At 65.6% G+C, this 13233-nt stretch carries 3 protein-coding genes and 4 pseudogenes; 4 read left to right on the top strand and 3 right to left on the bottom strand.

The features are described 5' to 3' along the window. A pseudogene (locus N4G66_RS37900) lies at positions 1-314 on the bottom strand (lytic transglycosylase); the annotation flags it as partial. Positions 315-1078: 764 nt separating this feature from the next. On the opposite strand from N4G66_RS37900, the gene N4G66_RS37895 reads away from it, so the two are divergent. Continuing rightward, positions 1079-8155: an RHS repeat-associated core domain-containing protein gene (locus N4G66_RS37895; RefSeq protein WP_261708837.1), complete on the top strand. Its 7077-nt coding sequence runs from the start codon at positions 1079-1081 to the stop codon at positions 8153-8155. Then, positions 8152-8658: a hypothetical protein gene (locus N4G66_RS37890; protein ID WP_261708836.1), complete on the top strand. Its 507-nt coding sequence runs from the start codon at positions 8152-8154 to the stop codon at positions 8656-8658. Before N4G66_RS37895 ends, N4G66_RS37890 begins: the two co-directional genes overlap by 4 nt. 204 nt (positions 8659-8862) lie before the next feature. Here N4G66_RS37890 and N4G66_RS46275 read toward each other — a convergent pair. Next, positions 8863-9167 (bottom strand): annotated as a pseudogene (locus tag N4G66_RS46275) (tyrosine-type recombinase/integrase); the annotation flags it as partial. On the opposite strand from N4G66_RS46275, the pseudogene N4G66_RS37880 reads away from it, so the two are divergent. Both N4G66_RS37880 and N4G66_RS37875 read left to right on the top strand, forming a co-directional pair. Next, positions 9153-12398 (top strand): annotated as a pseudogene (locus N4G66_RS37880) (RHS repeat-associated core domain-containing protein); the annotation flags it as partial. The pseudogenes N4G66_RS46275 and N4G66_RS37880 sit on opposite strands and share 15 nt — an antisense overlap. 81 nt (positions 12399-12479) lie before the next feature. After that, positions 12480-12920, top strand: a complete 441-nt coding sequence (locus N4G66_RS37875; RefSeq protein WP_261708835.1) for a hypothetical protein — start codon at positions 12480-12482, stop codon at positions 12918-12920. 76 nt (positions 12921-12996) lie between these two features. Here the strand turns inward: N4G66_RS37875 and N4G66_RS37870 are convergent. After that, positions 12997-13095: pseudogene (locus tag N4G66_RS37870) on the bottom strand (IS5/IS1182 family transposase); the annotation flags it as partial. Positions 13096-13233 lie beyond the last annotated feature (138 nt).

Genomic DNA, 13233 nt, shown 5'->3' with positions numbered 1-13233 from the left:
GCCAGCACGGTCGCCGGGATACCCGCCTCGGCCGCGCCCGTGGCGGCGGGCGTGCCGCCACCCGCACTCGCGCTCGGTGCGGGGTTCGGGCTCTGCAGCGGCGGAAGATCCGTGTAGTAACGCGAGTTGCCGGTCGCGACTCCGTAGTCCGTGCCGTCCGCATTCTGCCGGGTGTGGATGGCGGTCATCTGTCTGCCGTGACTGTCGGCGCTTACTCCCGCGGCCTGCGAGGCGGACAGAGCCGCGACCGCGACCACGACTACAGCGGTGGTTGCCGCGCCCCTGCGCAGCCTCCTGCCGAATTGCGCCGCCATCGAGTGAACCCCTCCCACCGACGACCGCAATGACCTGCCGTCTCTCAAGAACCCCGTGCGCTTTTGCTGCTTCCCGCCACGCCCCCAGCACGGCGACCCAGGCGACCCTACGACAACTTGCCGGTCAGTTCTCCCGGCGCAGCCCCGGCACGTGCGGGGGTGAATCGAAACCGGCAGAGCACGCACGCGGGTCGACTTCATCGCATTTCGGCGTCTCGCCGTCACCAGTCCGTTCGGCCGTATCACCGCGAACTTCCGTCTCGCCAGGCCGCTCGGCTACAGCGCGGGGCACCGATGATCGGGTGAGGTGCGCCTGTGCTGCGGGTCATCCGACCCTCGAAGTCGGATGCCGGGCAGGCCCGGCCCCCGCAAGCGGGGGCCCTTCGCAGGCTGCGCTGACTGATGCGGCCGATGCCGGTCTGCCCCGCGGCCGCCGCCGGGGAAGCCCGAACCACACCTGAAGTGCAGGTCAGGCGCTTGCACGGCAGCTCGCCTGATTGTGGAAAACGTCACAGCACTCGAAGGGAACCCATGATCAAACCCCCTGTTCACAGTCTGTTCACGGGAACTACTGTCCGCCTTCACTGATCAAATTCCTGGTCAAGTCGATCCCATCGTGCTGATGGGTCTGTTCGGCATGCCCGGAAGACGGCAGTTGATTCATTGGACTGCCCCGTGCACGTGATGCAGGTGGCATGCGTGGGGGGATTCAAGTGGCCGTAAGGCGTACGCGTTACCTATCAGTTGGGCTGGCCGGTGCTTTGATGGCCGGCTTGCTGTCGACGATGTCGGTGGTGTCGCCTTCCGAGGCGGCCGCGGCGGAGGACTCGACACCGGTCGTTCCCTCCCAGTCGCTGGGCACGGTGCCCCCGCAGCAGGCGGAGGAAGTGGGCAAAGCACTGCCCAAGCCACACTGGCCGACCGCAACAGAAGCGACGGTGGACCTGTCGCACGCTGAACCCGGTGATCCGGGGCAGGTGACGACGCCGACCCCGTCCGCGTCGAAGTCGCAGGACCAGGACGTCACCCAGGTCGCTGACGTGGTCGAGGTGGCACCCGTGCCCGAAGGGGACGGGGCCGTTGCCCAGCTGGCCTCATCCCGGCTGACCGACGACGACGCGTCGCCGTCCACGGACCCCAGCCCTTCGGACAGCCCCGAAGCAGCCGCGTCCACCACACCCGTGCCCGAAACGAGCGTGACCGCCGAACCCCAGCCCTCCGACTCCGCTTCGGCTTCGGCTTCGGCTTCGGCTTCGGCTTCGGCTTCGGCTTCGGCCGATCCTGCGGGGGACCCGGTGTCTCCCGATCAGGTCGACGTGCGGGTGCTGGACCGTGACGACGTCGCGCCGGCGGGAGGGGTCGGGCTCGGTCTGCAGGTCACCCGCTCCGACGGAGTGAGCACGCCCGGACAGGTCCAGGTCAGCATCGACTACTCCGGCTTCAGGTACGCATACGGCGGCGAGTTCGCTTCCCGGCTGCGGCTGGTGAAGCTTCCCGCCTGCGCGCTGGACACCCCCGATGCCGAAGGCTGCACCAGCCGCGAATTCATTCCCGTGGACAACGACACCGCCGCGGGCACACTGACCGCGACGGTGGTGGCGGAGCCGGACGACAGCGGCCTGTCCTCGCAGCTGGGCAGTGGCGCGGGCGCGAGCCTCTACGCGGTGACCACCGGTTCGTCCTCGGACGAGGGTGACTACCGGGCCTCTGCCCTGTCCCCGACCGGGTCCTGGGACGTGTCGACCGGATCGGGCGCCTTCAACTACAGCGTGCCGGTGGAACTGCCCAAGCCGGCCATGGGGTCGGCGCCGTCGCTGGCGATGACGTACAACTCGCAGTCGGTGGACGGGCGGACCTCGGCGACCAACAACCAGGCCTCCTGGGTCGGTATGGGGTGGGACCTGAGCGTCGGATTCATCGAGCGGCGCTACCGCAACTGCAGCGAGGAGGGCCTGAGCCCGATCAGCGACATGTGCTGGGACTCGCCGAACACCGCGACGGAGCCGGACGGCGCCGTCTACGTCATCAACCTCAACGGCGTCAGCTCGCAGCTGGTCCAGGACGGCACCGGCACCGGCGACTATCACGTGCAGGACGATCCGGGCTGGCGGGTCCAGCACCTGTTCGACGGGCACGGCGCGGACGACGAGTACTGGGTGATCTCCTCCCAGGACGGTCAGCGCTACTACTTCGGCTGGGGCCGCTCCGAGCGCACCCAGGCAGCGACCGCGTCCGTCTTCACCGTGCCGGTGGTCGGCAACAACCCGGGCGAGCCGTGTTTCAGCCAGTTCCCCGAGCCGTGCTCACAGGCCTGGCGGTGGAACCTGGACCGGGTCGTGGACGCCAACGAGGTCGAATCGGCCTACTTCTACGACAAGGAGTCCAACTACTACCGCTCCATCGCCGACACGACGGAAAAGGCCCGCGAGTACACCTCGGGCGGCTACCTGAACGAGATCCAGTACGGCTGGGCCTCCCAGGTCCCCGGATCCATCCCGACCGGCAAGGTGGTCCTCACCCATGTCGGGCGCTGTGTGGAACGCATGGCCGACACCGACCCGCTGCGCAGTGAACCCGGCGCCTGCCCGTCGATCTCCTCAACCCCCTCGTCGTACCCGGACGTGCCGGTCGACCTGATGTGCGACGGCACCTCCGCCGACTACTACTGCAAGGGCAAGACCTACTACCCCACGTTCTTCTCCAAGGACATGCTGTGGGACATCAAGACCTACGTGCTGACCACCTCGGCCAACGGCTGGGAGCTGGTGCAGCAGTACCAGACCAAGCACGCCCTGCCCAACCCGGCCGGATCGGTCGGCAAGACGCTGTGGCTGGACTACGTGCAGCGCAAGAAGTACGGGACGGGCACGGACATCGTCCTGCCGGTCATCAACTTCAACGGCATCGACCTCGACAACCAGGTCGGCGACAAGGAGTTGTGGTTCCGCCGCATCGAGACGATCCACGGAGACCTCGGCGCGACGACCACCGTCACCTACGGCTCGCCCAACGCATGCAGTTCTGACGATTACCCGACCCAGTCGTCGAACACCAAGGACTGCTACTGGCAGAAATGGACCCCCGAAGGCGCCTCTGATTCCACCACCGGCTGGTTCAAGAAGTTCCTGGTCACCAAGGTCACCGTCGACCCGACGGTGACCAGCAACCAGGACGGCGATCCGGAGATGACGACCACCTACGACTACAAGGGCGGGGCCGGCTGGCGCTTCGCCGACGACCCCCTCGCCTCGGACGACGACGAGACCTGGTCGGACTGGCGCGGCTACCAGAGCGTCGAGGTCACCACGGGCTCCGGCGCGGTCAAGCACTCCACGGTCTACTGGCTCTACCGCGGCCTGGACGGCGACCGCACCGACAAGTCCGACCCCTCGAAGACCCGCTCGGTCAGCGTCAAAGACGGTGATGAAACCTCCTACACCGACTCGGCGTGGCTTCAGGGTCAAACGATCGAGACGTCGCAGCGGGACGACGGCGGGTACTCGCACGAACGGGTCTTCCACAAGTACTGGGTCCACCCCACCGCGACCTACGTGGGGCTGCCCGACGCCCGCTTCGTCCGCGAGACGGAAACCACCACCTTCACCCAGATCTCGACCGGCTGGCGCGAGCACACTGTCCAGAACGAATTCGAGAACACCGACCTTGCGAACAAGTACGGCCTGCCCGCGCGCATCGCCGACTGGGGCGCGAAGGGCGTCTCGGACAACCAGTGCACCACCTTCGGCCGCGCCTACAACACCGACCTCCTCGACAGCACCGGCGTCCAGCGCTGGACCGTCCTCCTCGACGAGACCCTGCACTACAGCATGGGCGGCCTGGGGTGCGTGGATAGGGACGCTGCTCACCAGGACGGCTACACCACCACCTTCTACGACAACGCCAACTCGGTAACCGCCAACAAGCCCGTCGACGGCAATGCGACCGAAGTGCGCACCTACGCCTCGTCCGGGGCGACCGACTTCCTGGGGCCGAAGCACGGTTACGACAACGCCGGCCGGGAGGTGTGGAGCGAAGACCGCAACTTGAACCGCACCACCACCACCTACAGCCCGGACAATTCCTGGCCGACGGGCGGCATCACCACCACCACTCCAGACCCGGACGGCTTGTTCCCGAATGGTCCGCTGACCCCGCTGACCTCCACGGTCTGGCTGTCCCGCTTCTGGGGCGTGCCGTACAAGAGCATGGACCCCAACGGGAAGATCACCACGCTCACGCTGGATGCCGCGGGACGCACCACCGAAGTGGTGAAGCCCACCGAGACCGCCAGCTCACCGTCGCTGAAGTTCAGCTACAGCATTCCCACCTCCACGATCGGCGGAGTGCCGGACTCGGTCGACGGCTACCCCGGCGTGGGCACCCAGACCCTCCAGTCCGGGGACACCTACCTGTCCATGTACGCCTACGGCGATGGTCTGGGCCGCACCCGGGAGACACAGGCACCGCTCCCCGCCGGTCAAGGTTTCGGCCGGCAGGTGGCCGTCACCCGCTACGACACGGCAGGCCACGTCACGGGCACTTCCCCGGTCTTCCGCAACTCGGGCGTCATGGGCGTCGGCGGGCCCGCCAACCCCGAGGTGAAGGACCTGCCCTCCTACACCGACCTCACCCTCGACTGGGCCGGGCGGACCACCTCCACCAGCATCCTGGTCGGCAATGGCACCGGCACCACCACCTCGGCATACGGCTCCAGCACGGCCGTCTACCACGGCGACTACACCACCGTCACCCCGTCGGTGTACGGCGCCACGGACACCTACACCGACGTGTACGGGCAGACCTCGAAGGTCGTCGAACACAAGGACAGTTCGACCTTCACCACGCAGTACACCTACACCGGCACCGGTACCGGCCAGCTCAAGCAGATCAGTGACTGGCGCGGCAACAACACCAAATACACCTACAACTGGGCCGGTCAGCGCCTCACGGTCGACGATCCGGACGCCGGAACATCTCTCACTGAGTACAACAAAAACGGGCAGATCAGTACGGTCAGCAACAACATGGATCCGATCACCGGCTTCGGAAAGAACATTCTCCGCTACAGCTACGACACCCTGGGCCGCATGACGTCCGTGACCAGCGGAGCCGATGAACTGGCCGCCTGGGCCTGGGACGACCCGAGCATCTCCGGCGGCAAGGGGCAGATCACCTCGTCCGTCAGCCGCGACACGAGCGGCAACACCTACACCACCAAGATCGACGGCTTCGACGACCGCGGCCGCCCGAAGAGCACCACCGTCACCGTCCCGGCCAACGTCACCGGCCTGGCCGGCGACTACAAGACAGAGTTCACCTACGACGCCGCCGACCACGTCACCACGGTGAAATACCCCGCGGGCCCCGCAGCCAGCGGGATGGACGCGGAGACCGTCACCACCGGATACAACTCCCAGGGGCAGCCCGACAGCGTCGTCTCCGACAAGCAGACCTACGTCAACAACACGGCCTACGACGCCTACAGCCGTCTGACCGACCGCTTCTACGGCAAGCCCACCACCCCCGCCGGCGGCGTCACCGCGCAACGCTCGTACAGCTACCAGGACGACACCGGCACCCGCTGGCTGCAGGGCATCACCACCACCACCACGGCCAACCAGCTCGTCACCGAAAGCCAGAAGGACACCTACAGCTACGACCACGCCGGCAACATCACCCAGCTGAGCGAGAACTCCGGCGGGCAGAGCTCCCAGTCGCAGTGCTTCACCTACGACAACCAGGCCCGTCTCACCCTGGCCTACACCCACGCCGGGATCTGCGCGGGGACGACGGCCTCTGACTTCGCCGGCACCTCCCCCTACCAGACCGGGTACAGCTACGACAGCCTCGGCAACCTGCAGTCCGTCACCGACACCAGCCAGACGGGCAGCAAGGCCATCCACGACTACCTGTATCCCGGATACGACGACGCCGGTACCTGGACCACCGCCAACGCCGACCAGCCGCACGGCGTCCGCAAGATCAACCACATCGTCGCCGGCAGCACCACCACCACCGACACCTACACCTACGACAACGACGGCACGATGCTCAAGCGTGTCGTGCCCGGCACCACCACCGACTACACCTGGACCAAACTGGGCCAGCTCTCCACCGTCAAAAACACCAAGACCACCGGCAGCGAACTGACCCGCTACGTGTACGACGCCGACGGCAACCTCGCCGTCCGCACCACCCCCACAGAAACCGTCGCCTACCTCGGCGGCATGGAACTGCGCAACGACGGCACCACGGTCAGCGCAACCCGGTACTACACCAGCGGCGGATCCACCGTCGCCATGCGCACCACCACCGGCAACAACATGCCCGGCGGCAAAGTCACCTACCTGATGGCCGACAACCAGGCCTCCACCCAGCTCACCGTCGACGCCACCACAGGCACCGCAACCCGCCGCCGCTACACCCCCTTCGGCGACGAACGCGGCGGCACCCTGCCCACCGGCACCGACAAGGGATTCCTGAACAAGACCGAAGACACCAGCACCGGTCTCTCCCTGCTCGGCGCCCGCGCCTACGACCCGAACCTGGGCCGATTCCTCAGCCCCGACCCCCTCAGCACCCCGTACGACCCGCAGAACCTTTCCGCCTACAGCTACAGCGGCAACGACCCCGTCAACTACTCCGACCCCTCCGGCCTGATCAAGATGAACTCGGACGGATCGGAGTGCACCGGCGGCTGGGACGTCTGCGGGCCAGGTAAGAAGCAGGGCAGTGGCGGCGGTGGCGGCGGTGGCGGCGGCGGTGGCGGTGGCGGCGGTGGCGGTGGCGGCGGTGGCGGTGACGGGCCGCCAACGTGTGGCCTCACGGACCTGAAATGCGGAATCAAACAGTTCTTCTATTCAAGGTGCGACTTCTGGGATTTCAAGTGCGGAGCCATCGAAGGCGCTGAGGCGGAAGTCGATTTCTTCTGGCAAACACCGACGGATGCCTGGAACTGCGCCGTCCATCATGAGGACGAAGCGTGCAGTTGGATAGCACTCGACATGTTCACCGCAGGCGAAGCGAGTGCGTTTTCATCAGGTATCAGGCACCAAGCGGAAGAAATGGAAGCAATCGCACGAAAATCCACAGGTTGCCTGAAGAACAGCTTCCTCCCCGATGAATCTGTCCGCATGGCCGATGGAACGGCCAAACACATCGACGATGTCGCGGTCGGCGACCAGGTCATTGCGACTGATCCGAAAACGGGAAAGACCGAATCCCGCACCGTCCTTGCCACCATCATCACCGTTGCGGACAAGGATTTCACCGAACTCACGCTCAAAACGCGTGATGGAACCGCGAAGATCACAGCAACCGACCATCATCCGTTCTGGTCCCCTTCCAAGGACGCTTGGGTTGACGCGGGCGACCTGAAGCCACGCATGACTCTGCGCACGGACACGGGTGTCGATGTCGCGGTACTCGCAGCGCGTTCCTTCCACGAACGGCAGGAAACTCGCAACCTCACGATCGACGGCCTGCATACGTACTATGTACTGGCGGGGGCCACGCCGGTTTTGGTTCACAACACGCCGCCCGGAACCTGTTCCATAACCACGGCTGCGGATGCGCCGGTGATCAACAGCAAAACTGTTTACACCGCCAACGACCGCTCGTTCCGAGTGGACATTGAAAATCAAAACCCAGGTAAGCCGGGTGCAGGTATCCATCTGCAATTTATGGGTCGCGGCGCCGACCCGAAGAAGTATTACTTTGACCCCGCGAATAGAAAATGGCGGACGGAGTCCGGTGACGTCCTTTCATCGCGTGTAGCCAAACAGGTTCCACAGAGCGCAATCAACAAGGCGTACAAGTTTTTTGGAATGGATGCCCCGTGAACAAGAATTCCTTGATGCTACCGCTGTGGCGGCCAGCCTCTGAGGTCGGCGACCCGGAAATTCTGCCTGCTGAATTGCAGGATCTGGTCGAAAGTGGATGGCAAACTGGACCGGCTGGATCCCTACTACTCGTGGGCTGCTACGGCGATGGGGCCGGATGGCGTAGCGACTGGCAGGCGGAAGAGATTGCTCAGCGCGAGCTCGAAGTGAATGATGTAAGCATCTTCTGTGATGACCTCCCGAAGGCGCGCGATCTTTTTCTTCGCGCTGCTGTCGCACGGTCGCGTGCATTCGCAGGTGCTGCACTGAAGGCCGCCTGGGGATTGCAGGCAGCCGAATTTCTCGTAGCAATCGTGTCCGTTGGCGTGGATGACGACTATCTCACGCATGGCGCCACTGTGAAGTTCGCGACCAGGCGGGGAGGATTTCCGGAATCCTATGAGGATTTGGAGCGATTTCAGTACGAAGCCATGGCCGTGATTGACTCAATTCGAGGGGATTGAAATCGTCCGCATTCTGCGCGCGGCGAATCTCTGGTAGATGCGAATTGGCGGCAGGTGTCCCTCTGAAATGATTTACAGTGGAGCGCCTGCCGCCCGTGACGGCAGTAGTTGACGGCAAGGTCAGCGGACAAGGACTCGGCCCGAGTATGAAGCCCCGTCAGGTGAGTCCTGGCGGGGCTTTCGTGCGGGGCGACGGCAGCAGCTGACGGCAACGGCCAGCGGACGGCTGCGGTGGGTGTCGGTCGGGCCGAGGGCGTGGCCAAGTGTGTCGATGGCCGGCGCTGGAGGCGGAGGCGTACGTGGGCGTAGACGCCGATGTGGGCGTGACCGAGGAGTTCCTTGATGACGACGAGGTCGCCACCCTGTTCCAGGAGCAGGGTGGCGGTCGAGTGCCGGAGGTCGTGGAAGCGGATCGTCCTGAGCCCTGCGCTGCGAAGGAGGCGGCGGCGGAAGCGGCGGGTGAGGTTGGTGGGATCGAGCGGTCTGCCCTTCGGGATGGTGAAGACAAGGTCACCGAGACGTCCTACGACAGCCTCGGGCGGATCACCGACGTATGGCTGCCCAACCGCTCCAAAGCGCTGGGCAAGACGCCGAACTACGTCTACGCGTACAGCATGACGGCCACCGCCCTGCCGTGGACATCCAGCGCGACACTCAAGGGTGACGGATCGGGCTACAACACCACCTTCGAGATTTTCGACTCGCTGCTGCGGACCCGTCAGGTCCAGGCGCCGTCGGCGGCCGGCGGGCGGATCATCGCCCAGACGCTGTACGACTCCCGAGGGCTCGCGGTCACCGCACAGTCCGACATCTGGGACAACACCGCGGCGCCGAACGGGACCCTGGTGCAGATCGACGGCGGTCAGGCCCCGATGCAGACGGACACTACGTTCGACGGCGTCGGCCGTTCGGTGAAGTCGGTCACCAAGAACTACGGGGCGACCCGCTGGACCGTCAACACCGTCTACATGGGCGACATGACCACCACCAGTGCCCCGGCCGGCGGCCAGGCAACCGCGGAGGTCACCAACGCGCTCGGCCAGACCGTCCAGCGCCGTGACTACAACGGACCTCAGCCGACGGGCAGTTACACCACCACCTCGTTCGCCTACACCCCGAGCGAGAAGCAAAAGTCGGTGACCGGACCGGACAACGCCGTCTGGAGCTACGAGTACGATCTGTTCGGCCGCCAGGTCAAGGTGACAGACCCTGACAAGGGCGCCACCACGACCGGCTTCGACGAGCTGGATCAGGCGATCACCTCCACCGACAGCCGGGGCCAGGTGCTGCTGTACGCGTACGACGAACTGGCCCGGATGACGGGCTCCTGGCAGACGTCCAAGACGGACGCCAACAAGCTCGCGGCCTGGACCTTCGACTCGCTGGCCAAGGGGCAGCAGGACACGGCGGTCCGCTACGTGGGCGGGGTGACCGGCAAGGCCTACACCCAGAAGGTCACCGCCTACGACCCGCTGTACAAGGTCACCAACAACCAGCTCATCCTGCCCTCGACCGACCCGCTGGTCACCGCGGGCGTGCCCGCCACCTTGTCGTACTCCACGGGCTACAACCTGGACGGCACGGTCAAGCAGGCGGCGGCTCCGGCGGTGGCTGGACTCGCGGCCGAGACGGTCTCCTACACCTACGACAATCTGGGCCAGGTACTGACCTCCAAGGGCACCACCGGCTATCTGCAGGCGGCCGCCTACTCCCCGCTCGGTGACGCGCGCCAGCTGACACTGGCCACCGACTCCACGGCGGCCAAGAAGGTCTACGTCAACCACGACTACGAGGCCGGCAGCCGCCGTCTTGCCCGGTCGTACGTCACCGACGACGTCCACGGCTTCATGCTCCAGAAGCTGAAGTTCACCCAGGATGACGCCGGCAACATCACGTCGATCTTCGACGGCACCACCCTGGGCGGCGCCGGCCAGGCCGACAACCAGTGCTTCGCGTACGACGGCCAGCGCCGCCTCAGCGAAGCCTGGACGCCCAAGACCACCGACTGCGCCGCTTCCGGGCGGACCACGGCCAACCTGGGCGGAGCCGCTCCGTACTGGACCAGCTACCAGTACAACGACGGTGGTCTGCGCACCCAGCAGACTGAGCACAGCACCAGCGGTGACACAGTCACCGACTACAAGTACGGCACCTCCAAGGGCCAGCCGCACGCCTTGTCCTCGACCGTAAAGGCGGGCACCAGCACCCTCTACAGCTACGACAACACCGGCAACACCACCACCCGGCCCGGCACCCAGGCCACCCAGACGCTGACCTGGGACGCCGAGGGCAAGCTCGCCACCGCGAGCGAGCCCGCCGCAGGCACCAAGGCGGCCACCGGCACCGGCTACGTCTACGACGCCAGCGGTGAACTGCTGATCCGCCGCAACACCACCGCGGACGGCGAGACGGTGCTCTACCTCGGGGCCACCGAGGTGCACCTGAAGACGGCCGGCACGGTGAAGACCCTGTCCGGCGCCCGCTACTACAAGGCGGGCGACCAGACCATCGCCGTACGCACCGCGACCGTCGGGGTCACGGGCACAAAGTTGGCCTTCGTCGCAGGCGACAACCACGGCACGTCCAGCCTGGTCTTCGACGCCACGACGCTGGCCTACACCAAGCGCTACACCTCGCCGTTCGGATCCTCCCGCGGCACCAAGCCCTCCAGCTGGCCGGACGACAAGAGGTTCCTCGGCAAGCCGGCCGATGACACCACCGGTCTGACGCAGCTGGGGGCACGCCAGTACGACCCGATCACGGCACGCTTCCTGAGCACCGACCCGGTCTTCGAACCGCAGAAACCGCAGTCCCTCAACGGGTACTCGTACGCCGCCAACAATCCGGCGACCTTCACCGACCCCACCGGTATGTCCTACGACGACATCATCGGGGCGATCGGCGCGGTCATCGGCGGAGTCGTCGGCGCGGTGCTCGGCGTCGTAGGGGCCGTGCTCGGCGCCATCGGTAACACCGGCGGCACCGCCTCCACCAGCAGCACCGGCAACACCGGTGGCTCGACCAACCAGTGGACGCCAGGGGCGACGTACAACTTCATCACGAAGTCGTGGGACACCCCGTTCATGAACCGGGGCGGCATGACGCTCCAGGAGATGCTTGCCGCCCAGCCGGACTGGGGCATCGTCCGAGACAGCAAGGCTGACAACGGCTGGGAGAACCGTTCGATGTTCATTGGCTGGCTGTGGGGTGGCGGTTTTCCGCTCGGCCCGCACCAGCAGTTCCGCGGCGGTGACGCGTTCCTCTCGGCACTGGCGGTCGACTACACCGTTACCGAGATGCGTTCGAAGTTGCTCGGTCAAGCCATGGACCAGGGCATGAAGGCGCCTGCCGCCAAGGAAGCGCTCCCAATGCACTACCAGGACACTGGGCCGGACGCGGGGTCCCCCTGGTGGCACTTCAACACGGGACAAGGCGTCCTCAGCGACCTCGGGAGCATCTTCACCAACGGGGCGGTCGGCACTAAGAACCGGGCCGACGCGTTCCTGGGAACCTGGTCCGGCCAGGCGAGCATCAAGTCGATCAACAAGAAGGCTGGCACGGTGACGCTGAAGTTCCATGCGTACAACACCTCAGATTGGCAGTCCGCCACACATCTGGTGCCGCGCTCCTGGAACCCGCTATTCACGAACTACAACGGGGCTGCGGTGAGGGAGGACTTCAACTGGGAGGAGAAGTGGCCAGTCAATCAATGCATCACTACCTCGGACTGGCTGAACTAGCCGGGATCGTCATCAGATAGCACACAACGGGCGGTACGGAGCTGAGTCAGGCTCCGTACCGCCCGTTGTTATAGTGGCCGCGTGCATCGAACCACCCTGAAAATATTCGCCGCCCTGGCGCCGTTTCTGCTGCTCACCGCATGTGTGGGCAGCCAGTCGACCACCAAAGTTGCGGTCGACCGCATCACCGGGAACTGGGTGGGACCGCACGGCGAAAAGTTCACCATTGCCGCCGACCGGACGTTTACCGCCGACGGTCTCGATTCGAAGAACCTTGCCGTGACAAAATGCCCCGGAAAGTCATCGGAAGGCGGTTGGTCTTTCTACGTCGCGGAGGGCCATGGCACCGAAATCGGGGAGAAGACCGCCAAGTCCGGTTCCTGGATCGGTCTTTCATTCCACGGCGCCGCCGAGAACTGTCAATTCGACCTGGCGGTGGTGGACGGCGGCAAGGCGCTGTGCGCGACGGACGACCGAGATTTGCCGTGCGGGCTGGACGTGAAGTTCACCAGGGAGCCATAGCGTACCGGGGGGAAGAGCGCTCAGAAGACGATCACCGTCAACAAAGTCGCTGGCCGCCTCCTGCGACATCACGCACCGGCTCGAGCGCGGTCAGCGGCCCTGGCCTCTGGATCACCTGGCAGGCGGTCGTCGGAGAGATCCCGAACAGCGGGGCGAGCTGCCGCGTCGTGAGATCGCGCCCATTCTGCTCCCGCGTCGGCCCCGCAGGAGTCGGCCCGCCAAGCTCCATGCCGACAAGGGCTACGACCACGACCACCTGTGCACCTTGTGCTCTGTTCCCGGAACGCCGAGCGTCGAGGGTCCACCTCAGGTC

Source organism: Streptomyces rhizosphaerihabitans (assembly GCF_025399795.1).
GTDB classification, from domain to species: domain Bacteria; phylum Actinomycetota; class Actinomycetes; order Streptomycetales; family Streptomycetaceae; genus Streptomyces; species Streptomyces rhizosphaerihabitans.
The sequence above is the reverse complement of the archived record's forward strand: the minus strand, read 5'-3'. Positions and strand labels throughout refer to the sequence as shown.